We start from the raw sequence: 22,724 nt of genomic DNA, 5'->3' as shown, positions 1-22,724 counted from the left end.
CTTAACAAGCGCGACCTCCTGCCGCCCCTTCAGACGGCAGGGGAAGCATGTGATGTCACGGCGTCACTATGTTGAACCAGAAGTCGAAACTGTCGAGCATGGAAACGAGCTGGCCGAGTTTGGCGTTGTCGCCGGCGACCTTGACCTTACCGTCGGAAACGGCCTGGTCGAGTTTTGTCTCCCCAAGCGCAATGCTGTTTAGATCGGCTCGCGTCAGGGTGATGGTGGCATCGGCCTCGTCGGCCTGCTTGTCTTTCGTGTTGTTCAGGACACCGTTCTCAAGTTCGACGAGATACTTGCCATCGGCACCAAAGTCGAAATTGAGGACGATGTGAGCGTCGCCGGCCTTTTCAGCATTGAGCCGTACGCCGAGATAGTCGAAGAACAGGTCCAGCGACATCGCACGCACGGTGTCCGGGCTCGCTGTATTCGGCGTCGGAAGTTTTTTAACACCCTCGCGCAGCTCTTTTGCACCCGTCAGGTAGAAGTTGCGCCAGGGTCCGGACTCCGCCTGATAGCCGAGCTGTTCCAGCGCATCGGCGACGAGGTCCTTGGCGGGCTGGTTGTTCGGATCGGCAAAGACGACATGGTTTGCGACCTGGGCAACCCAGCGGTAGTCCCCCGCCTCGAACGACTTCTTCGCCTTGTCCAGAACGGCGTCCGAACCGCCCATGAACTCGACGTATTTCTTGCTCGCTTCGACCGGCGGAAGTTCGTGCAGCGTCGACGGATTGCCGTCGAACCAGCCGAGATAAAGCACGTATGTGGCAGCGACATCGTGATAGATCGAGCCGTAATAGCCGCGGTTTGCCCAGAAATTATCTAGGCTAGGCGGCAGTTTGAACGTCTCGGCGATTTCCCGCATAGTCATCCCATGGTTCACCATGCGCAGTGTTTCGTCATTGATGTAGCGATAGAGATCGCGCTGCTTTTCAAGCAGGTTCACGACCTTCTCGTTGGTCCACGTCGGCCAATGGTGTTGGGCAAACATCACCTCCGCCTTGTCGCCCCACATGACGAGCGCCTCGTTCAGATACTTGGACCACGGTAGAGGCTCGCGGATTTTGGCGCCACGAAGCGAGTAGGTATTGTGGAGCGTGTGGGTCGCGTCTTCGGCGGCCGAGATCGCCTTTTTCTCCTCGATGTACCACAGCATTTCCGAAGGCGCTTCGGAGCCAGGGGCCATCAGGAATTCGTAGGTGAGGCCGTCGATTGTTTCTTTCTGACCGGTCTTGGTGATGATGTTGGTCGGAGGAATGAGCGTCACCGTTCCGGCCGATGTCGTGGTGCCAAGTCCAGCACCGACCTGGCCTTTCGGGTCGGGCGCAAGCAGGTTGCCGTACATGTAGCTTGCCCGGCGGCTCATGGCCGTACCAGCCATCACGTTCTCCGCCACAGCGGCTTCCAGGAAGCCTTCCGGAGCGTAGATTTTAACTTTGCCGGAGGTGACGTCGTCTTCTGAAACCACGCCGCGCACGCCGCCGTAGTGGTCGACATGGCTGTGCGTGTAGATGACGGCCTTCACAGGCTTGGTGCCCCGGTTCTTGAAGTAGAGGTCGATGGCAACCTTTGCCGTCTCGGCAGAGACGAGCGGGTCGACAATGGTGATGCCCTCGGTGCCTTCAATGATCGTCATATTGGAAAGATCGAGGTTGCGGACCTGATAGATCCCGTCGGTTACTTCAAACAGGCCGCTCATGTTGATGAGCTGCGACTGCCGCCAAAGGCTAGGATTGACGGTCGCCGGCGCTTCGGCCCCTTCCTTGATGAAGCCGTACTGTTCAGGGTTCCAGATCGCGTTCCCGCTCTCTCCCTTGATAAGTTCGCTCGGCAAGGGAGCGACTAAGATTCCATGGGGAGTGAATAGCGGCCGGCGCTCTGGCAGAGTGAGGCTGCAATAACGCACTCACCTCATAGGAGACGCCGTCATGGAAGCTGGAACTTCCCAACCGCATTCGCCGACCGCTATCCGCACTGATCTTGCCGCAATTTTCGTGTCGTTGGAACTCTCTCGCTCAACCTGGCTGATCACATCGTTGTCGCCGGGAAACGGCGAGAAGATGTCGAAGCACTCTGTGGTTGGCGGCGATGTGACGGCATTGCTGGGTCGTTTTACTCAGCTCCAGGAGAAGGTGCGATCTCGTACGGGCAATCAGGTTCCGATCGTGAGCATTCAGGAAGCCGGGCTTGACGGCTTCTGGATCGATCGTGTGCTGAAGGCGAACGGGATAGAAAGTTACGTCGTCGATCCAGCCTCGATAGCAACCTCGCGCAGGCGCCGGCGAGCGAAGACGGACAAATTGGATGGTGAGGCGCTGGTCCGAGCGCTGTTGGCCTTCAAACGCGGAGAGCCACGGGTGTGCGCCATGGTCAATGCGCCAAGCCCCGAGGAAGAAGATCGCCGTCGCCTTTGCCGGGAGCGCAAGGTTCTGATCGCCGAGCGCGTCAAACATGTCAATCGCATTAAAGGCCTGCTCTTCGGTCAGGGCATAAGTGGTTACGAGCCGCTGCGCAAGAACCGGCGCAAGCAACTGGACGAGCTTCACACGGGTGATGGCCGTCCTTTGCCGACCCACCTCAAAACTCAAATAAGCCGTGAACTTGATCGCCTTGAATTGTTGCTAGAGCAAATTACAGCGGTGGAGAACGAGCGCGATACGCTCCTGGCGGCGCAAAAGAACAGCGTGGCGGCAACGCTGATCCCAACTGGGGCGATGTTGTGCGAAGTCAAAGGCATTGGTCTGGAATTCGCGGCTGTTCTCTGGACCGAAGGGCTGTTTCGCCATTTTGACAACCGGCGACAGGTTGCTGCGTACGCGGGGCTGGCACCGACACCCTGGCAGAGTGGAACCATCGATCACGAGCAAGGCGTCTCGAAGGCGGGCAACCCGCGCCTGCGTACCACGATGATCCAACTGTCGTGGTTGTGGTTGCGCCATCAGCCGCAATCAGCGTTGAGCCAGTGGTTTACGGCCCGCGTGCAATCCAGCGGTGGGCGCGCGAAGAAGAGCGCGATCGTGGCGCTGGCACGCAAATTGTTGGTTGCTCTATGGAAATATGTGATCGCCGGCGTTGTCATCGAGGGCGCGGTGTTAAAGACGGCCTGACAATGCACACAAGCCACATTCTCTAATCTTCCAGGAGCGATCAATCCTGGCGGATCCAGGGGGACGAACCGATCCGCGACATGGCTTCAAACGCCGCTACTAAGAATGGTCTCGTCCTCCTGAGCCTTTGCCGCAACGCAAGCGGAATGATGGTGCAGCCGCTCGGCGCGGCGACCGAATGTGAGTTTGAACCGGCAATGGAAACAGGCCCGTTCACGCGAACAGGCTCAGCCTTGGATGCCGAAAGAGCGACCGAAGGAAACATGCGATGGACCTTTAAAAGTTCTTGACCCGAAGTTCCCCATGTGAGCCGCGTTTGGCATCCTCGAAATCAGTCGTGTCGCTGAAAGGAAGTTGTTGCAGCAGTTTGCCATTGGCAACTTTCGTTGCCTCCGTCGCGTCCTTTTGCGGCTGTGGACTTTGTGCATGGACGGGCATTGCAGTGGCCGCAATGATGGCAATGATCGACAAGCTAGATAAATATCGCTGAATTCGCATTCTCACTTCTCCCGATTGTATTCAGATGAGATGCTCGCGGTGGCGCTACCACCATCGATAGAGACTGCAGTTTGCGAAAGCCTCGCTGAGCTTCCTCCCAACAGCTATCGCCGCTGCACGGGGGGTGGGGAAAGTACGTTACTGTTAATTGTAACGATAATGTTAGATACATCAGGCGTGGCGATTGCCCGTCGACGAAGCAGTTCAATGGCTTTGAAAATTCTCGAAACGTTTAAAGCGGCGCCGAGGTGCTTATTCCAAACGATACATTACGCGATCTTAGACGCCAAAGGCGAACATCGCAGCAACAAGCCGTGCAACGCGCTCGTGAAGAACCCCCTTCAATCACTGGGCACTTTGGCTACGGACACGATTTGGTAGTCCGAAGCGGACAACTAATTCGTTAAGCAGGGACGGCGGATTTGCGCCGTCAACTCCGCCGTAGAGACCAACTTGGCCGCTGCCCGAAAGCAGACGTCACCAGCGACAGGGCTGGACGGCTTGATTGCGCCAGAACCGAACGCCCCTTGCTCGTCTGGGTGTTGCACGATACCACACGCCCCTTGTGACCCTGCGGTCGCTTCGAAAGCCGCTCCGGAGGATGTTCAGTGGAAATTTGCGATCTTACAGCCCTTCCGACTTGCGCGGACATCATCGCTGACCGTGCTTGGAATGCGTGGTGGACTGGGAGCGAAGTGTCTTTAGCCGAATATCGGGCTCACCTTGACCAAATGATTGAGGGCGAAGGCATTCCGCTCGCTCTTGTCGCCCATGAGCAAGGCGAGTACGTCGGATCAGTCTTGTTGATCGAAGATGACCTTGATGACCGGCCACAATACACGCCGTGGATTGCCGCTCTTTGGGTTGAGCCGGAGATGCGACGAAACGGTATCGCCGCGAAGTTGATGGACGCTGCTCGAAAAGAGGCTTCGGCGCGGGGACACGCATTTTGCTATCTCTGTGCAACGCCTGACAACTCGCCTTACTACCTTGCACGTGGCTTCAAGCAAATCGAAAGCGAGGTGTCTGGATTAAACCTGTTTTCCATCAGCTGTTGATTGCCGCGGTTAAAGAAAATGCATAAGCGGACTCACGCACGCATGTTGGTCTAACTTTCGGCAAGGCGAGTTTGCATGCCTCGATATGTATCGTTGACTGAAACCGCTAACCTTTTGGCGACAGTCGGGCGCGTTCTTGTCATTGGATGTTCTGGTGGCGGCAAGACAACGTTCTCCGCCAAGATTGCAGAGTCATTTGGCCTAGAATTTCAATCACTCGACCGAGATGTGCGGTGGCTTCCTGGCTGGGTAGAGCGTGATCCGCGGGAACAGAGAGAAATCATCGCTGATATGGTCCATCGGAGCCGATGGGTTATGGACGGCAGTGGAGCGTCTTCCTTCGACATCAGATTGCCGCAAACTGATCTAGTTCTGTGGGTGCGTGTTCCCCGACGGGTCGCGCTCCTCGGTTTATTGAAGAGGGTTTCTCGTTTCTACGGCTCCGTTCGACCAGCGATGGCTGATGGTTGTCCTGAGCCACTGCCAGATCGCGAGTTCCTCTCCTATATCTGGAACTTCGAGAAAAAATACGCACCTATTTTCATCAAGCAAATAGAGCGTTACGGGCCGAATGTTCCGGTAGCCGTGCTCCACTCGCATCGCGAGATGGATCGGCTCCTTCAACTAGCTTCGCAACCTCACGCTCGAAAAGGCGGATGACCGCTTCGGGTCACAGAACGAACCCGCTCGCGCGGGAGGGAAGGCGCGGGCCTTGAGACGTGTGCCTCGTTGACGGCATCGGTGAGGCTTTGATCGATCAGAGGTGACGGGCGGACGAAGACCTCCGAGCATGAAGGGGTCAACCTTCAGCTTGAGAGGAGCATCCGATGACCGTCCCCCATTCACATCCGTCCGGCAGCGCGCTTCGTGAGCGCATGATCGAAGACATGTCCATGCGCGGCTTCACCGAGGACACGCGCCGTGACTATATCCGTTGCGTGAAGGCACTTGCCACCTTCATCGGCCGTTCCCCGGACACGGCGACGGCTGAAGATCTGCGCCGGTTCCAGTTGCACCAAACCCAGATGGGCATGCATCCGCCGAGCATCAACAGTTCGGTCTCGGCGCTGCGCTTCTTCTTCACCGTGACGATCGACCGGCCCGATCTGTCTCGCCGCCTGACCCTGATCCATCAGCCGCGCAAGCTGCCGCTGGTGCTGAGCATCGAGGAAGTGGCGCGGCTGCTCGAAGCCGCACCGGGGCCGAAGTACAAGGCTGCTCTCAGCACGGCCTATGGCGCCGGATTGCGGGTGTCGGAGATCGTGGCGCTCAAGGTGAGCGATATCGACTCGACGCGCATGTTGATCCGCGTCGAGCAAGGCAAGGGGCGCAAGGATCGCCACGCCATGCTGTCGCCGCAACTGCTCGAGTTGCTGCGCGCTTGGTGGCGCGAGGGCAAGCGCCGCGGCGTCATGCTGCCACAGGGCTGGCAGTTTCCGGGCCGCAGCCCGATCACGCCACTCTCCACGCGGCAGATGAACCGCGCCGTCCATACGGCCGCGGAAACCGCCAAGATCAAGAAGCGGGTGACGCCGCACACGCTGCGCCACAGCTTCGCCACACATCTGCTGGAGCAGGACGTCGACATCCGCGTCATCCAGGTCCTGCTCGGCCATGCCAAACTTGATACGACCGCGCTCTATGCCCGCGTCGCCACCAAGACCATCCGCGCCGTGATGAGCCCGCTCGACCGGATCAGCCTTCTGGCAAAGGACGAGACCAGACCGGGCGCGTGACGCGGCGGCGATGAGCCGTCCGCTCCTAGAGGTCGCCGATATCTTCCATCGTCATGGCGCCGCCTGGCGCACGGCCCATGCCGGTCACTTGAGCCTCGGCCAGTTGAAGGTGATGGCGGCGATCGAGAACTGCCGCACCGCAGCCCTCGGCGGTCACGTCGAGGCATGCGAGGACTGCGGCCATAGCCGCATCGCCTACAACAGTTGCCGCAATCGGCACTGCCCCAAGTGCCAGGATGCGGCGGCAAGGGAATGGCTCGCCGCGCGCCAGGCCGATCTGCTGCCCGTCGGCTACTTCCATGTCGTCTTCACACTGCCGGTCGAGATCGCCGACATCGCCTTTCACAACAAGGCGGTCATTTATGGTCTCCTGTTCCATGCCGCCGCGCAGGCCATGCTCACCATCGCGGCCGATCCCAAGCACCTGGGCGCCCACATCGGCATCACCGCCGTGCTGCATACGTGGGGCTCGGCGATGACCCATCATCCGCATGTCCACATGATCGTGCCCGGCGGCGGCATCGCGCTCGATGGTGAGCGATGGGTGTCCTGCCGGCCCGGCTTCCTCCTGCCCGTGCGCGTGCTCTCAAGGCTGTTCCGGCGGCTCTTCCTGGCGAAGCTGACTGAGGCCCATGCCGCCGGCCGGCTGACGTTCTTCGGCGATCATGCTCGCTTCAGCGAGCGCAGCACCTTTGTTAAATTCCTGGTGCCGCTCAGAAGGAAGAATTGGTTCGTCTACGCCAAGTCACCCTTCGCCGGACCCGAGGCCGTTCTGGCGTATCTGTCGCGCTACACCCATCGCGTCGCCATCTCCAATAGCCGGCTGATCGCGCTTGACGAGACCGGCGTGACGTTCCGCGTCAAGGACTACCGCCGCGACGGGCATGAGCGCTACCGGACCATGACGCTCGATCCAGATGAGTTCATCCGCCGCTTTCTGCTCCACGTATTGCCCAAAGGCTTCCACCGCATCCGCCACTATGGACTACTTGCCAGCGCCGGCTGCGCGGAAAATATCGCGCGCGCCCGCATGCTTCTCGCCGCGCTCCAGCCTGAAGTCCGCCGATCCGATGATGCCGACGCCGCTGCCCAGGCCGACTGGCGGCCATCTTGTCCCTGCTGCGGCGGGCGCATGATCATCATCGAGACCATCGAGCGCGGCAACGACGCCCGAGCACCGCCATCCGCCGCCTCAACAAGCGGGGCGCAAACGCCATGACCGCGACTCGCCCGCCACGCACCATTCCTACCCAGGGACCTCATCGTCCCCGGAAGCCTGACTTCGTGCGCCCGCATCAAACGGCGCAACCAAACACACCAGAATCGACCGCCCTGCAACGACCATGCCACAGCATGCGCGGCGGCGACGAGGATGGCACAAACGCCAATAGGATCGTTGCCACCTGTCAGCCGCATCAGATCGGCCGACCAGCACCCAACGCAAACCACAAATCCCCATAGACCGGAAAACTGCCCTCTCCATCCCGCGGGTTCTTTCTCTGGAGGCTTTCGGACGCCGGCCCGGCGCCAGGCCAACACGTGGATAGCCGGCATCCGAAACCCTTCACAATCCCAGACCTAGGCGGCAAGAACTCTAATGTCCGTTTTTTGTGTTGGGTTTCCTCGCAGACGGTCGGGGAGACGCTCGGGTCAACTGGCCAAGTATCCGCGGTTGATGCGCTTCCCGGGCGTTCCGATCAAGAGCGGGTATCGCGAACTCTCCACCCGACTGAGACGACCGGCAGCCGGCAACATGCCGCCCCAGGCCCGATGTCTCCAATCCCTCGCCTTGAGGATTCGAACCAGCTTCGATTGCCCTATCGTTAATTAAGCGAATGCGTTAATTAACAAAAATGCCGTTTCGTTTATTAAGGCGCCGTGCTATTTAACTTCAGCACAACAATCGACTCAGGAAGGCTATGGTCAGAAACGACCCCAACACCAACGGGCGACTAGGTCGCTTCGTGGAAACCGCTGCGGGTGGCGAGCGCGTCAAGGCGTTTGTGCCGCCTCCCCTTCCCCCAGTTCCGCCAATCGCGATCACGGGCCTGCTCACTCGCCTCAGCGCAGCGGAGCGTGCGCTCGGACGGCTCGACGGTGTTTCAGTGTTGTTACCGAACAAGGAACTGTTCCTCTACATGTATGTGCGCAAGGAGGCGGTCCTTTCATCCCAGATAGAGGGGACGCAATCGACGCTTTCCGACCTGCTTCGCTTCGAAACAGAGGCGATTGGCGGCGAGCCCGTCGACGATATTCGCGAAGTCTCCAATTACGTCGACGCCATGATGTTCGGCCTCGAGCGCCTGGAACAACTACCATTATCCCTGCGCCTTATTCGGGAGATGCATCAGCGATTGTTGGACAGCGGCCGCGGTGGGACAAAGAGCCCTGGCGAATTCCGAAAGTCCCAGAACTGGATCGGTGGAACTCGGCCGGGAAACGCCATGTTTGTGCCCCCACCTCCCAATGAAGTCATGAGCTGCCTCGGGGAATGGGAGAGGTTCGTTCATTCGGACACGCCAGACATTCCACCTCTGATCAAAGCGGGGCTCATTCACGTTCAGTTTGAGACCATCCACCCTTTCCTGGACGGCAACGGCCGTCTCGGTCGACTCCTGATCACGCTGTTCCTTTGCGCCACGGGAGTACTTCGACAACCCCTGCTTTACCTCAGCCTCTATTTTAAATCCCGCAGAGCCGATTATTACCGCCTGCTGCAGGAAGTCCGCGAATACGGTACTTGGGAAGCTTGGCTCGAGTTCTTTCTCGACGGAATCGCCGAAACAGCGGAACAAGCGTTTGAGACCGCCAACCAAATTGCACGACTATTCGACGGCGACCGCGAACGCATCATAAGAGAATCTGAGCGTACGGGATCGGTCCTCCAGATCCACGAAACCATGCGCACAAGTCCTTATCTGACGGCGACCACGGCAATGAAGCGGAGTGGCCTGACAATGCCGACCGTCAACGCGGCTCTCGAGCAACTCCAGAGGCTCGGGATCGTTGAAGAAGCAACAGGTCGACGGCGTGGCCGGGTATTCGTCTATCGCGCCTACATGGAAATACTCAGCGACGGAGCTGTCGGCTAAACGGTTCCCCTCGATACATTATCCGATCTTAAGCCTGTCGACGAGAACACCCACGGGGGCCCAGTCTTGAGTTGAGTGCGCGCCTTGGAGTAGACAGGTCGCGATGAGGGATCGACCGCCTACCGGGTTTTCGGAAAGGCAAAACACCGCAGTTACAGCGTTGAATTCAAACGTCAGGTCGTGCAGGAGTTCCTTCGTCGGCGAGACGCAGCAGGTAGAGGTCGTTCATGCTGATGCGATTAGATCTCAGTCTCCATAAATGTCGAAGCCGAAATACCGCTTGGAAATTCTTTGGTATGTCCCGTTCTCACGTATCTGCGCGATCGCGATCAGCCCCGCACCAGCGAGGGTCGCAGCCTCATTATCTCCAAAGACCGTGACCCCCGCCCTCGTCGATCTCTACACGGTTCGGCCGGATGGAGGAGGAAAGCAACTTCTCGCCAAAAATGGGGGTAAGACGGAAAACTGGATCATCGGCATCGATGGCGTACCGCGTGTACGCGTCGACAAGGCTTACAACGACGATCGTATCTATATGATCCGCAACTCCCGGATGTAACCGTGGCGAGGACTTGCGCGTACAACCCCATTTGACACGCTAGCGGTGAGCAGCATTTCCGCCCGACGGAAAAACGCTCGACGCACTTGATAACAGAGGCAGCGACCTCATTTCCCTGGCCAACATCGACCCCCAAACCGGCGTCAACCTTGCCGGTCAGGGCGAGCGGGGCGGAGCGTCTTGCGAGAACGACTGGCCGGGTTGAGGAGGGAGCGGTTGAGCGAAAGCGGCGACGGGTCGACCGTTCTGCGAGAGGGGTTTTCCCCCATTTCCTCTTTCTTTCCACTTTCCCCTTTCACCTCACGCATTGGGAATGCGGGTGATCGCCAAGAGGATTGATAACAGTTGATAAACGACCTATCTTGACTTCCATCACATTCAATGGAGTACAGCATGATAAGTGCCGATCTGGGAAAGCAGCTCGAAAGCTATATCCAGCAACTCGTCGACACAGGTCGTTATGGCTCGAAAAGCGAAGTCCTGCGGGAAGGTGTGCGGCTGGTCCAGGACCGCGAGACCCGGCTTGCCGCGCTGGATGCCTCCGTGATGCGCGGCATTGCCGATGCCGACGCGGGCCGAACGAAGCCGGCGAGCGACGTTTTCGTGCGACTCGAGGCCAAATACAGTGCGATGGCTGATCAGGCCGATAAATCGGAATGATCCTTGAGTTTTCCAACGAGGCGGAAAGCGATCTTGAGCAGATCGCCGATTATATCGCTGCGGACGATCCCCGACACGCCCTTTCATTCGTCCGGGAGCTGCGGAGCAAGTGTGAGGATCTCGTCGATAGGCCGAACGGCTTCGCCCTCGTCCCGCGCTACGAGCACCATGGTATCCGCCGGCGCGTTCATGGCAATCACCTGATCTTCTACCGCGTCGAAACCGCGAAGGTGGTCATCGTCCATGTCCTGCATGGCGCCACCGACTATGGCGCCATCCTGTTCGGTGATTAGTTTCGGTCGGTCGATCAGAGACGATCTCACGCACGAACCACCGAGCCAAGCGGCGATCTTCTCCGCCCAGCGTCCTTCCGTGCCGATGCCGCGAATGCCTCTTCGATCTCGCGCAATTTCTGACGCTTCTCTGCCAGGTCGTCGGCAAAAGCGAAGACTCTGCCGCGACTGGTAAGAGGAAAGCCGCCGCTGGTATTTCCGCCAGCCTCTGGCGATAACGTTCCTGCTCTTGGCCGAAACCGTCGAGTGCGTGCTCGCGGCGCGAGATGACACCGAGCGACGTGACGGTCGCCGACAACTCGATCTCACAATCAGCACCAGTCCTTTGAAGCAGCGTCTGGTAGTAATTGTCACCACGCCCGAATTTTTCGCCATCATAGACGAGATCGAAGCCGCCGATGGTGGCGATGTGGACCTCACCCTCTTGCTGCAGTTGGACAAGAGTGAGGATTTCCTTCATCAGCGCCCTTCCGCGTGCGGAAAGATGCGGTTTCAGTCGATACATTATGCGATGTTTTTGGCCCAGAACGTGAAGATCCTCGCAACAAGCCGTGCACGGGGCTCGTGACGAACGGCTCCCTTCGACCGCAAGCGGTCGCCAGCGAGGGGCGCAATGAGCGGCTCGAATGAGCCCATTGCAGACCTTCTCTCTACAGCTAACATGGCCCCACAAATGCTGGAGACCAACATGATCGTCCAAGCCTGCCTTAACGGTGCACGTCCTGGCGACTATCACCCGCGGCTACCGCTCACGGCGGATGCCATTGCCCTCGACGGTGCGGCGTGCGTCTCCGCGGGGGCTGCCGAACTTCACATACACCCCTGCGGCCCGGACGGACGTGAGAGCCTCCTGGCGGTCGATGAGGCGATATACGCCGTGCGGCGCGCTTGTCCGGGAAGTCTTGTCGGGGTGTCAACGGGCGCGTGGATAGAACGCGACGAAAAGCAGACGCGAGACTGCATCTCTGCTTGGCGGCAGCTGCCCGACTACGCCTCCGTCAATATCTCCGAGCGGGATGCTCCAGCGCTTATCGCGTTGCTGCACCGCATGGGTGTCGGCGTCGAAGCGGGATTGGCCACGGTCGCGGATGCCGAGCGATTTGTTACGCTTCCGGATTGCCATCGAGCTTTCCGCATCCTCATCGAGATCGAAGAACAGGACCTTGGAAAGGCTGACGCGATCGCGGATGGGATAGCGCAAGTTCTTGAGCGGGCGAATATCCTACGACCAGTCCTTCTACACGGGTTCGACGCGACCGTTTGGCACTTCGTCAACCGCGCGCATCAACGGCGCTGGTCTACGCGAGTTGGATTGGAGGATGGGTGCCAACTTACGAATGGTGAAATAGCGGGTGGGAACGCCGACCTCGTGGCAGATGCGCTTCAAATCTTTCGGCCTTCCTTTCAGCACGGTAACACCTCGCTCGAATGACAGTTTCGTCCGCATTTCGGCGGTCCCGTGTGCTGGCCATGGGCGACTTCTCACCACCCATTGCGGTCTCCGAGGTGAGTTTCGATGCTTCGCCTTGAACCCAGTTGAACCCGAGACCCGCCCCTTGCCGAGTCTATAGGTGGTTCCAAGGATTGACGACGGGGACTCCTGCCGCCTCAAAGGGACTCGTATCGCGTGTCGCGATTGTAAATCCCTTGGAGGCTGCAATAGCCGCAATATATCCATTAGGTGCCGGGAATCCCTCCCCCCCTGCTCGCGCGGTTGCCGCAAGGTCCGCATAGTGCCGAGCGGCCGCAGTGTCGAATGACAACACGCGATCGTCGAACAGTTCGAGCAGGCCATCAAGCGTGTCGGCCAACGCCTTTTTGCGCCGGCCCTCCGGTAGCGCAGCGATGCCAAACAGTAGCTCCGCCAGCGTTACACTGGACAGATACAAGGTTTCGGCTACCTGGTCATTCAACCAATTGCGTATAGCCAAATCCGGGGCCGGCTTCATCGCCTCCGAGACGACATTCGTGTCCAGGACGATCATTCAAACCTCATTGGCTCCGCCGGCGCTTTCTCTCGCATCTGGTCGAACACTTCGAAATCATCATTGGTCAATCCAAGCCGCCCGCTCAACTCGGCCAAGGCATCGCCGATGCGAACACGCTGTTCGGGCTTTACCGCACGTTCCAGAATCTCGCGGACTTCCGCCTCTGTGCTACGGCCGTGAAGCGCCGCTCGGACGCGTAAAGCCCGGTGCACTTCATCAGGTACATTTCGTACTGTCAGGATAGCCATAGTCAGACCCTCGCAATCGCCTTCATTGACTGCAATATAGTTCCGTTGCAGTCATTCTGCGAGTTTCGGAGTTTGAGATTCTTGAGCGTTGGCTTTCAGCCCGGCTTCTATGGCTCGGTCACGGTCAAGGCCACGCCCAAGTACCCGTCGATACATTATGCGACTGTCGAGGCACTAGCGAACAGACCCCCATCAAGAAGCGTCCGCCACCTGTTGTTGGCCAACCGAGAGCCGCCGAGCCAATTGCCGATCAAGGGCGATACCGCACTTCCTGAAGATGAAGCGCGAAGGCGCGCGTGTCTTAGTTTGCGCCAAACCGCTCAAGCATCTTTCGAAGCAGAGCATTCTCCTGTCGAACCCGCCGAGCCAGAAGCCCTTTCAGTCTGCGGTTTTCTTCCTCGAGCGCAGCGAGCTCGTCCACCGCGACTGGAACGGCAGTCGCCACCTTCTTGCTTCGTGGGCTGCGCACGAAACGCGTTGGACGAGGACGCTTCGGAACCTGCAGCGCCTTAATCGGAAGTATCGCGTTTACGAGCGAGCCCGAAGCCTCTTCGGAGTGAGCCGGCAGGACAACAGCCTCTTCTGCCACGGCTGCAGGTCCGGCGACTGGTAGAGTTCCACTGACTGTGCCCCCGATTTGATCGCAGCCTTCGGCGCTCTGCCGCGGCGCAGACGGTTTGACCGACAGCTGCGAAGAGATGCGGCGCTTCGCTCTCGGCCTCACCAGCGCCTTCAGATCGGTATCACCCCAAATGGAGGCTGGTCGGACTGCCGAACGCCGACGGCCCGACTTCACTTCGACGATAAAATTTCGCTGCTGTGGTTTCATCGATATTCAATGGTCAAGAGCGCCAGACGCGAGCACAACGCATCAAAATCGCTCCGCGTTATGTGAACAATCCGATGGAACGCAAACGCGAAACCGGTGCGTTGGCCACCTCAGTGCCGACAACAACCTTGCCTGCGCTGTGACCTATAATAGCCTCTGCAATAATACTCTCGCCGCCTTGACATCCGTCGTATCCGAATCTTCATCAATCCGCTCGAAAATTGGCTGCAACAATATTCGCGCCTCACGCAGCCGGCCATCATCAAGCCAGAGAGCAGCGAGATCGGTTGCGGCCCGCAGCTCCCAGGCACGGGCGCCCATGGTTGCACTTTTTCCGATCGCCAACGTCAGGCACGCCTCAACATCTTCATCTGAAGAATGCGTCGATGACAACAATCTCGCCTTAACGCGCAGCAGTTCGGGCAGGTAACACAGGTCTCCATTTTTCTCGACAGACTCGATAGTTCGGTTGATCCTGGTCAAGCCTTCGTCGAACTCACCGATCGCCACCAATCCCTTGACGAGTGCGATCTCTAGCATGGTTGTGAACACCTCGTAGGTCGCCAGATGAAGCTTCTCGATGCATCGACGAATCGTCTCGATCCCGGCTTTCACGTCTCCACGGCGGACGGCTACTTCGCCCTGGAAACCTTGAGCTACGGACACGTACGGTGAGAGGAAATGCAGTCCTGCCCGCGAGATCAACCATTCAATATGCTCTTCGGCACTGGGTAGGTCGTCGCGCCACAGGAAGACAGCAATGCCGCCCAGAAGCGCGATGCACAGGGTCAGGGAATGATCCAGCTTGGCTGCATCGCTGATCGCCTCGCGCGCCCGAAGCTCAGCCTGCTCCGGATAGCCTTGGAGCCAGAGGTTTCGAGCCAGAATCCCGCCTGCGAGGTGTTTTCCTTCGAAGCCAACATAGCTGGCAGCGGTTCTTTGCGACCGCGGTTGGCTTCTCGCTGCCGCCTCGAGCTCAATCCTGGCGTTGGCCAAATCGCCCGTGAAATGCAGCGAGTTTCCGAGAAAAAAGCGACCCAGTTCAACCGTGGCAGGATCGTCCACCGTCATGGCGATTGCAGAGCAACGGCGCGCGTAGTGAAGGGCGGCATTAAAATCGCCGATGCGCAGGCTCAACATGCTTAACGGGCCCAAGATACGCAATTGATCGAGCGCACTGCCTCGCTCTTCCGCGATTTGCAGGCTGCGAACGAGGGCGGCTTGTGAGGTTTCGCGGCCGCCTTGAAGGTACATTCGGGAAATTCCAAGACCCGCTTGCAGGTGCATCTCCTCGACGCTGCCTTTCGACTTGTCATCCAGCGCGAGAAGGGCACGTTCCGACCATCGCTGGCACTCGGGAAACAGCGACATGATCTGGAAGACCGATGCGGCCGCGGCCGCAAGCCTAACGCCAACGTTGATGTCGCCGTGTTCCCCGAAGCACCACTCCAGTGCCGTGCGTACATTGTTGATGCTTACGAAATACGGCAGCCGCTCAGGCCCTGTCGACAACGTCGGCCAATCCGGGCCGAATTGCTCGAGCCAACGTTGATAATAGATCGCGTGGCGCGCACCTAATCCGGCTTGATCCTCTTGGGTCTGGGATTGCAGGGCATAGGCCCGTGTCGTGTCCAATAGGCGGTAACGCATCGTCGCGCCGAGGGGATGGGTTGCGAGCAATGATTTGGCAACGAGATTGTCGATCGCTTCGAAGACGGACGGCGGATGCATCTCGGAGGTGGAAATCACTTCCAGTGCGGCATCAAGTGTGAAGTCACCGACAAAGACTGCCAGTCGCCGAAGTACGAGGCGTTCCACCTCCGTGAGGAGCCCGAAGCTCCAGTCGAGCGTTGCCTGCAGCGTTTTTTGTCGCGGCGGTGCTGTTCGAGATCCCGTCCATCCGAGTGTCAAATGCCGATCGAGAAGCGTGGCGGTCTGGGTGAGACCATAGCTCTCGACGCGGCGCGCGGCGAGTTCCAGTGCGAGCGCCATGCCGTCGAGCTTCCGGCAGATGCTTGCTACGACGCGAACGTCCTGGTCGCTGAGCTCAAGAGACGCCCCGCTTGCCGCAGCGCGTTCGATGAACAGCCGCGTGGCCGGAAAGGAGAGAACTGTCTCGGTGGGAAGTTCCGGATCATCTGGAGGGCAGGCGAGGGTGTCGAGGCGGTAAACGCTTTCAGCTTCGATTCTCAGTGCTTCACGGCTCGTTGCGAGGAGAAACACCTGCGGAGCGGCGTCGACAATCGCTGCCGCGAGATCCGCAATGGCATCTATCAGGTGCTCACAGGTATCGAGGATCAGCAGGATCTGCTTGTCGCGGAGATAGGCGATCAGGCTGGGGCGGACATCTTCGGATCCAACGGGCAGGCCGAGCATCGAGGCGATCCCCGCCGCGACCAGACCCGGATCGCTCAACATGCCGTAATCGGCGAACAGGACAGCTCCGTTGAAGGTCGGTGAGAGATGATGCGCGACTGCAGTGGCGACCGTGGTCTTCCCGACGCCGCCGACGCCTACGATGGTGACCATTCGCGACGTCATCACCCTTTCCGCGAGGCGCAGAACGTCCTGCTCTCGTCCGATCATTCGATCAAGTCGGCCTGGCAACAGGGCATGACGGAAATCGGGAGTGGTGGACGCTGGTCGCAGGCGGCTGGATCGCGAGATCGGTGCTACGAAACAATAGCCCCTTCCGGCAACCGTGGTGATATAGCGCGCGCCGTCCTGTCCGTCGCCCAGCGCTTTCCTCAATCCGGTCATGTGAAAACGAAGGCTGCCTTCGTCGACGATCACATCCGGCCAGACGCACGACATCAGATCTTTCTTGGCAACGACGACATTGGGCGCAAGGGTCAGGGCTATCAGCAAGTCGAGCGCACGGGCGCCCAGGTCGACTGCAACACCGTCTTTCGCAAGCAGGCGCTGGCCGATGCTCAAGCGGAAGGGACCGAAAGTCAGGTCGTCGGCATTGGCGTCGCCGAAACTGTTCATGTCGCTCGCCCCAGCCGCCCGATTGGCCGCTTATACTCCAATGGGCCAGGACGCGCTATCGAGGATGATCGTCTACTGAGACAATTGCCGCTTCACACGATATTGAAGTCGACCTGAATATTGCCTCGTGTGGCCCTCGAAAACGGGCAGACGCGGCGGGCTTCGTCTATCAACATGGCGGCGATGTCACCTTCCATTCCCGGAAGCTGAATGACCATTCGAACACCAATGACAAATTCGTCGTCGTCGTCCGAGGACAGATCCACTTCGGCATGGATTCTGACATTGGCGGAGAGGGGCATTCCGGTCTTCCGAGCGACCTGTGCCACGGAGCTTGCGAAGCTCGCGGACCATGCCGCTGCCATGAGCTGTTCGGGATTGGTGCCGATCTGGGTCGAAGCGGGATCCGAGAGCCTGATATCGAGCACGCCGTCCGTGCTGCGGACGACGCCGTTGTTGCGCCCCCCGGTCGTTTCGGTCGTGGCGGTGTAAATCTTGTTCATGGATGTGTTCCTTGGGCGGCAAGCGCCCGTTGGAAAACTCGGCGCGTACAGTGCACGCGCCGAGGCTTCAGCCTATGTTCAGCCGGATTTGCGAAGGCTGCGGAAGCCGGCGCGCACCTCGTCGGTAAAAAGCTTCGGCTGCTCCCAGGCTGCGAAGTGTCCGCCCTTTGGAAGCTTGTTGTAGTGCACGAGATTTGGGTACGCCTGTTCAGCCCAGGTGCGCGGCGTCTGGTAGAGTTCGTCCGGAAAGACGCTGACCGCGACCGGCACCTTGACCCCCTTCGCGGCGAAGAATGCGAGCTTGTTCTCCCAGTAAAGGCGCGCGGCCGATACGCCCGTGTTTGTCAGCCAGAACAGCGTCACATTGTCGAGGACATCGTCGGGGCTGAGGCCTTCATCCTGCCCGTCGAAAGAGCGGGCGATCATTTCCAGGCTCGCCCCGTCGTGATCGAGCATGTAGGTCGCAAGTGCGATCGGGGAGTCCGTCAATCCGGTGAGGGTCTGCGGCCGCGTTCCCATCAGGAATGCGTAGGAAACATGCTTGTAGAAAAAGACAAGTTGATCATACGAATGCTTTTCTTCATCCGAGAGACCTGCTGGGGTCGGGGCTCCGGAAAATGCTGCACCGTTGATGGCATCGGGTATTGCGCCCGGCATGTTGGTATGGATGCCGAGCAGTTCCGGAGGAGCCTGCACGCCGATCATGTCGGTTACGACAGCACCCCAATCGCCGCCCTGTGCGACAAACTGGGTGTAGCCCAGACGGCGCATCAGGGTAGTCCAGGCGCTGGCAATGCGTTCCGGTCCCCATCCCGTCGCTTCAGGCTTGCCAGAGAATCCGTAGCCCGGCATCGACGGGATGACGATATGGAATGCATCCGAAGCGCTTCCGCCGTGGGCAGTCGGGTCGGTCAGTGGGCCGATGATCTTCAACTGCTCGATGATCGAACCCGGCCAACCGTGCGTCACGATCAGCGGCAGTGCGTTTTCGTGCCTGCTGCGGACATGAATGAAATGGATGTCCAGCCCGTCGATCTCCGTAATGAAGTTGGGTACGGCGTTAATCCGGGCCTCGACCTTTCGCCAGTCATATTTGTTCTGCCAGTGATCCAGCAACTGCTTGGTCGTCTTCAGCGGTACGCCTTGGGTAAAGTCGCCGACGGTCTCTTTTTCCGGTAGCCGCGTGCGGGCGAGGCGGGCGCGAAGGTCGTCCAGATCCGCTTGCGGAATGTTCACCTGAAACGGGCGGATGGTGTCAGATCCCGTCGCCGCCTTGGCATATGAGGGAAGCAAACTCGCAGTGCCCAGGACGGCGATCCCGGATGCGACGGCACCCAGCAGGCGGCGGCGGTCTTCGTCGATAACGTCAATCTTGATTACGGTCATTAGCATTCTCCTCGGTAAATCGGATCGTCTGCACCCCTGTGCTGCTTTAAGGGGTACGCCGAGGCCGTCGAATGCACACGTTAGGCGTTGTTAGATGATGATAGTGACCTTGATGGTCATCGAAGACGACGCCAGCGACCGCTCGCGGTGCACTGCCCTGAGGTGCGGTTCCCATCTTGCCGCTCACAACGCTCCCGATGTCGTTAATCGCGACTATTGACGTCTAACAACGCCTAACGTGCGGTTCCTGTCCCAGCAGCGTAACTCTTGGATCAGCACAAGGTGCAGACGATCAATCCATCAAAACCTAGGACAGGAAATTCGCTATGACCCATAAGGTTCTCTTCACTGGCAAGACGCACAACACCAACGGCCGCGATGGCGGCGCTCGCAGCAGCGACGGCTTTCTCGACGTCAAGATGAAGCAGCCGCATCCGGCCGCTGAAAACCTCTTCGGTGCCGCCTGGTCGGCCTGCTACATGGGCGCGATCGAAGTTGCCGCCTCCCAGAGGCAGATCAAGCTCGCGGCCGGGATCGCGGTCGATGCCGAGATCGATCTCAATGTCGATGACGGCAACTATTTCCTGAGCGCCCGTTTCAATGTCAGCGTACCCGGCATCGATCCTGTCATCGCTCGCGAACTGCTCGACGCCGCGCACAGCATTTGCCCGTACTCCAAAGCAACGCATGGCAACGTCAACGTTGTGACAAACCTCGTCTGAACACGATCTCTCGGGTCTGCCCGTACATGACGGGCAGACCCGGCAAATATTTTGGCGCTATTGATCGCGAAAGCAGCGCGAGAAACCTGACGGATCATAAGCCTTGGCGTTAAGAGCGCGCTTATGAGCAATCGGCCTGACCGAGAGCGCGGTCTTGAAACGAGACGAACCAAGGATCTCGTTGTTCCGCTATCGGGCCCGGCCGCCTCAAGGGGCGCTGAGATGATCCGAGCAATGGCCCTGCCGTCGGGAAGCTAAGCCGGGACATTGGACAGTTCGGCACGCCGGCGATCGATTCCCCCGATATCCGCAATAAGGGTTTCGGCTTGTTCCAGGGAGGCGAGGGGAAAAGTGACACTACCTTGTAGAGCCGCAGCGGTGCCCTCTTCGTGAAGACGGTTAAAACGAAAACCAAAGATGCGTCCTACGACCAGACGACCTTCTACGAGGCTTGGCGAATCCGTAAGTCGCGGCGCCATCAAGGGGTTGCTTCCCTTATGACCAATCAAATGAACAACCTTTGACTCAGCCGTACGCATCATGGCAAGATGTACAAAATTCTGGGCGCAACCGTCCTTCACGTACAATTAGATGGACAAAAGAGGTGCCTACCGTGCCACGCAAGAGAAGCTATTCAAGAGTGACGCGCGAAGCGCTCACCATGCTTGGCAAACTGATCCGCGTCGGCCGAGCCGAGCGCCGCCTAACGGCGCAAGAACTGGCCGACCGCGCCGGCATCAGCCGCACGACGCTGTCCAGCATCGAAAAGGGCACGCCCGGCCCTGAGATCGGCATCGTCTTCGAGGTCGCCTCCCTCGTGGGCGTGCGTCTGTTCGACTATGATGAGCGCACCCTGCAGATGCACAACGCCCGCCTTGATGAAAAACTTTCCCTGCTGCCCAAGAGCGTCCGCCACACGATGAAGGAAGTCGATGATGACTTCTAGGGCGGACGCCACTGAAGCCTTTGTCTGGATGTGGTTGCTGGGGGCAAAGGAACCGGTGGTTGCAGGCCGCCTCGACCAGGATGGCGAGCGCCTGATCTTTACCTACGGCGCCAGCTACCGGCGTCGAAAGCAAGCCATACCGATCTATGAGCCCGAACTGCCCCTTCAGGAAGGCGTAATCGCGCCCATCAACGGCCTGCGGATGGCGAGCTGTATCCGCGACGGCTCGCCCGATGCCTGGGGCCGTCGGGTGATCATCAACAGGCTGACGGGCAAAAAGCCCGACGCTGCCGGTGTGCCGGAGATCAGCGAGCTGACCTATTTGCTCCAGTCAGGCTCCGACCGGATTGGCGCTCTCGATTTTCAGGCATCGGCCACAGAATATATCCCCCGCCTTGCCGCGCAAGCATCGCTCGACGAGCTCCTTGAAGCGGCTGACCTCATCGAAAAGGGCGTTCCTCTGACCCCGGCGCTCGATCAGGCCCTCAATTACGGCACCTCGATCGGCGGAGCGCGCCCCAAGGCGCTGATCGATGACGGGACAAAAAAGTTCATCGCCAAATTCTCGGCCAGCAACGACACATACAGCGTCGTAAAGGCGGAATTCATCGCGATGAAGCTGGCAAGCGCCTGCGGGCTCAACGCGGCATCCGTGTCGATGACCCGCGCCGCGCAAAAAGACGTGCTGCTGATCGAGCGCTTTGACCGCACGCATACCAAGGCCGGCTGGACGCGGCACGCGATGGTCTCGGCCCTCACGATGCTGGGCCTTGATGAGATGATGGCCCGCTATGCCTCCTACGAGGACCTAGCCGAGCTGATCCGCCACCGCTTCACCGATCCCAAGTACACGCTCAAGGAGCTCTACGGACGGATTTGCTTCAACGTCCTGTGCGGCAACACCGACGACCATGCCCGCAACCATGCCGCATTCTGGGACGGCAAGAGGCTGACCTTGACGCCCGCCTACGACATCTGCCCGCAAAACCGCACGGGCAACGAAGCCACGCAGGCCATGCTGATCAAGGGCGAGGGCCGCACCAGCACTCTAGCAACGTGCCTTGCAGCCGCGCCGGATTATCACCTGAAAGAGGCGGAAGCCGCCGCGCTGATCGAGCGGCAGATCACGGGGATCGCCGCACACTGGCAAGAGGTCTGCGCGGAAGCCGAGCTGACCCCGGTCGATCGCAAGCTGTTCGCGGGGCGTCAGTTCCTCAATAGCTACGCTCTTGAAGGACTTGATGGTTACACGGCGCTGCAAGACGCGTTTCGCGCCGCACGTGATGCATTGATCGCCGGCGGAAGCGCCTAAAGATGACAGCGCCCAAGCAGCTCAAGAGACGCAAAGCGCCGGTTACGCCACTATGAAATTGTAGCGGCCGAATTTTCCGTCGCTCGTCGTTCTGATGTCGAGCAACAAGTCTGCATTGAACATGCGGTCACGCTCATTGTCCGGCTCATCGGCAAAATACAGCTGCGTCGTCAGCGCCTTCCCGCCGGGCCGTTGGACTTTTACGTGGTAGTGCCGAGTGCGACCAGGATAGATCCCGGGCACGATCGTCTCGAACCACCATTTGCCTTCTGCATCTGTGAATTGATGTCCGCGGAGCTTGTATCCGCTATTGTCGTAGGCGCCCATCTCATCGGCATGCCATAACTCGATCATCGCTTTTGCTACGGGCTGGCAGTCCCTGGTTAGTGCGTAACCAGCAAGCGTCATCCTTTCACCGCCCGGTGCATCGCTCGCGAAGTCCTGTTTTTCAGGGCTCTCCGGCGTAAAATACGGGCCTTCGGTCTGTGCCGGCGTCAGCTCGTGGTCATCCCCGCAACTGGCCGTAAGCGGCAGCTCCACAGGAGCGCCGGCTGCATGGCCTAGTCTCGGCAGCACAATCGGCGTTGCGACGAAGCTGATAAGGAAATGTCGCCGGGTCGGCATGGCGTTATATCTCCAAACATGGAAGCCAAGATCGTTGCGGCTCCATTGGGCGGAAGTGGGGCAGATATTACCAGAATTCGCGGCCGACAACTTCATCTGGCAGCGCGCTCGCTATTAAAGTGCCCGCTCCCTCGTCCCTCCTTGCTTCGAAACTGGCGAGTGCCTCACGGCA

Annotated in this window: 20 protein-coding genes and 2 pseudogenes; 13 read left to right on the top strand and 9 right to left on the bottom strand. The window is 59.2% G+C overall.

Going from position 1 to position 22,724, the window contains the following annotated elements:
• Positions 1-55: 55 nt before the first annotated feature.
• Positions 56-1,846 (bottom strand): annotated as a pseudogene (locus tag J3R84_RS31120) (alkyl/aryl-sulfatase); the annotation flags it as partial.
• 82 nt (positions 1,847-1,928) lie between these two features.
• Between J3R84_RS31120 and J3R84_RS31115 the strand changes: the two are divergent.
• On the top strand, positions 1,929-3,107 hold the full coding sequence (locus J3R84_RS31115; protein ID WP_025429639.1) for an IS110 family RNA-guided transposase: 1,179 nt from the start codon (positions 1,929-1,931) through the stop codon (positions 3,105-3,107).
• Between the two features lie 276 nt (positions 3,108-3,383).
• Here J3R84_RS31115 and J3R84_RS31110 read toward each other — a convergent pair whose 3' ends face one another.
• A complete protein-coding gene (locus J3R84_RS31110) occupies positions 3,384-3,605 on the bottom strand; it encodes a hypothetical protein (protein ID WP_207932902.1) in 222 nt (73 codons plus the stop codon).
• 608 nt (positions 3,606-4,213) lie between these two features.
• On the opposite strand from J3R84_RS31110, the gene J3R84_RS31105 reads away from it, so the two are divergent.
• The 8 genes from J3R84_RS31105 (at position 4,214) to J3R84_RS31070 (ending at position 11,003) form a co-directional block, all read left to right on the top strand.
• Positions 4,214-4,663, top strand: coding sequence for a GNAT family N-acetyltransferase (locus tag J3R84_RS31105; protein WP_239637604.1), 450 nt, complete (start codon positions 4,214-4,216; stop codon positions 4,661-4,663).
• A 75-nt stretch (positions 4,664-4,738) separates the two neighbouring features.
• Complete coding sequence (locus tag J3R84_RS31100; protein ID WP_203530184.1) at positions 4,739-5,323, top strand: P-loop NTPase family protein; 585 nt, start codon at positions 4,739-4,741, stop codon at positions 5,321-5,323.
• 167 nt (positions 5,324-5,490) lie between these two features.
• Positions 5,491-6,399: a tyrosine-type recombinase/integrase gene (locus J3R84_RS31095; RefSeq protein ID WP_203530198.1), complete on the top strand. Its 909-nt coding sequence runs from the start codon at positions 5,491-5,493 to the stop codon at positions 6,397-6,399.
• A gap of 10 nt (positions 6,400-6,409) precedes the next feature.
• Complete coding sequence (locus J3R84_RS31090) at positions 6,410-7,618, top strand: IS91 family transposase (protein ID WP_057211164.1); 1,209 nt, start codon at positions 6,410-6,412, stop codon at positions 7,616-7,618.
• A gap of 700 nt (positions 7,619-8,318) precedes the next feature.
• On the top strand, positions 8,319-9,491 hold the full coding sequence (locus tag J3R84_RS31085) for a Fic family protein (protein WP_203530174.1): 1,173 nt from the start codon (positions 8,319-8,321) through the stop codon (positions 9,489-9,491).
• A 280-nt stretch (positions 9,492-9,771) separates the two neighbouring features.
• Positions 9,772-10,050, top strand: a complete 279-nt coding sequence (locus J3R84_RS31080; RefSeq protein ID WP_203530173.1) for a hypothetical protein — start codon at positions 9,772-9,774, stop codon at positions 10,048-10,050.
• Between the two features lie 393 nt (positions 10,051-10,443).
• On the top strand, positions 10,444-10,710 hold the full coding sequence (locus J3R84_RS31075; RefSeq protein WP_203530172.1) for a type II toxin-antitoxin system ParD family antitoxin: 267 nt from the start codon (positions 10,444-10,446) through the stop codon (positions 10,708-10,710).
• The gene (locus J3R84_RS31070) at positions 10,707-11,003 is read left to right on the top strand and encodes a type II toxin-antitoxin system RelE/ParE family toxin (RefSeq protein WP_203530171.1); all 297 of its coding nucleotides are present in this window, start codon (positions 10,707-10,709) and stop codon (positions 11,001-11,003) included. Before J3R84_RS31075 ends, J3R84_RS31070 begins: the two co-directional genes overlap by 4 nt.
• 26 nt (positions 11,004-11,029) lie before the next feature.
• On the opposite strand, the pseudogene J3R84_RS31065 reads toward J3R84_RS31070, so the two are convergent.
• A pseudogene (locus J3R84_RS31065) lies at positions 11,030-11,475 on the bottom strand (hypothetical protein); the annotation flags it as partial.
• Positions 11,476-11,691: 216 nt separating this feature from the next.
• On the opposite strand from J3R84_RS31065, the gene J3R84_RS31060 reads away from it, so the two are divergent.
• Positions 11,692-12,435 (top strand): 3-keto-5-aminohexanoate cleavage protein, encoded by a 744-nt coding sequence (locus J3R84_RS31060; RefSeq protein ID WP_057210789.1) that lies wholly within the window; start codon positions 11,692-11,694, stop codon positions 12,433-12,435.
• Between the two features lie 133 nt (positions 12,436-12,568).
• Here J3R84_RS31060 and J3R84_RS31055 read toward each other — a convergent pair whose 3' ends face one another.
• From J3R84_RS31055 to J3R84_RS31035, 5 genes are all read right to left on the bottom strand, one after another.
• Positions 12,569-12,988, bottom strand: a complete 420-nt coding sequence (locus tag J3R84_RS31055; RefSeq protein WP_203529914.1) for a type II toxin-antitoxin system VapC family toxin — start codon at positions 12,986-12,988, stop codon at positions 12,569-12,571.
• Entirely contained in the window at positions 12,985-13,239 is a 255-nt protein-coding gene (locus J3R84_RS31050) for a FitA-like ribbon-helix-helix domain-containing protein (protein WP_057220453.1), read from the bottom strand. Before J3R84_RS31050 ends, J3R84_RS31055 begins: the two co-directional genes overlap by 4 nt.
• Positions 13,240-14,212: 973 nt before the next feature.
• On the bottom strand, positions 14,213-17,059 hold the full coding sequence (locus J3R84_RS31045) for an ATP-binding protein (protein ID WP_057220451.1): 2,847 nt from the start codon (positions 17,057-17,059) through the stop codon (positions 14,213-14,215).
• Between the two features lie 92 nt (positions 17,060-17,151).
• Entirely contained in the window at positions 17,152-17,562 is a 411-nt protein-coding gene (locus tag J3R84_RS31040; RefSeq protein WP_057215867.1) for an Ohr family peroxiredoxin, read from the bottom strand.
• Between the two features lie 78 nt (positions 17,563-17,640).
• Positions 17,641-18,948, bottom strand: coding sequence for an epoxide hydrolase family protein (locus J3R84_RS31035; RefSeq protein ID WP_082555479.1), 1,308 nt, complete (start codon positions 18,946-18,948; stop codon positions 17,641-17,643).
• A 326-nt stretch (positions 18,949-19,274) separates the two neighbouring features.
• On the opposite strand from J3R84_RS31035, the gene J3R84_RS31030 reads away from it, so the two are divergent.
• The 3 genes from J3R84_RS31030 (at position 19,275) to J3R84_RS31020 (ending at position 21,928) form a co-directional block, all read left to right on the top strand.
• On the top strand, positions 19,275-19,670 hold the full coding sequence (locus tag J3R84_RS31030; RefSeq protein ID WP_057215861.1) for an Ohr family peroxiredoxin: 396 nt from the start codon (positions 19,275-19,277) through the stop codon (positions 19,668-19,670).
• Positions 19,671-20,331: 661 nt separating this feature from the next.
• A complete protein-coding gene (locus tag J3R84_RS31025; RefSeq protein WP_057211187.1) occupies positions 20,332-20,616 on the top strand; it encodes a helix-turn-helix transcriptional regulator in 285 nt (94 codons plus the stop codon).
• Positions 20,606-21,928 carry a type II toxin-antitoxin system HipA family toxin gene (locus tag J3R84_RS31020; RefSeq protein ID WP_057215858.1) on the top strand — a complete coding sequence of 441 codons (1,323 nt, stop codon included), beginning with the start codon at positions 20,606-20,608 and terminating at the stop codon, positions 21,926-21,928. Before J3R84_RS31025 ends, J3R84_RS31020 begins: the two co-directional genes overlap by 11 nt.
• 42 nt (positions 21,929-21,970) lie before the next feature.
• On the opposite strand, the gene J3R84_RS31015 is transcribed toward J3R84_RS31020, so the two are convergent.
• Positions 21,971-22,552 carry a dioxygenase family protein gene (locus J3R84_RS31015; protein WP_057215855.1) on the bottom strand — a complete coding sequence of 194 codons (582 nt, stop codon included), beginning with the start codon at positions 22,550-22,552 and terminating at the stop codon, positions 21,971-21,973.
• Between the last annotated feature and the right edge of the window lie 172 nt (positions 22,553-22,724).

The sequence above is a fragment of the Ensifer canadensis genome, from assembly GCF_017488845.2.
GTDB classification, from domain to species: domain Bacteria; phylum Pseudomonadota; class Alphaproteobacteria; order Rhizobiales; family Rhizobiaceae; genus Ensifer; species Ensifer canadensis.
The sequence above is the reverse complement of the archived record's forward strand: the minus strand, read 5'-3'. Positions and strand labels throughout refer to the sequence as shown.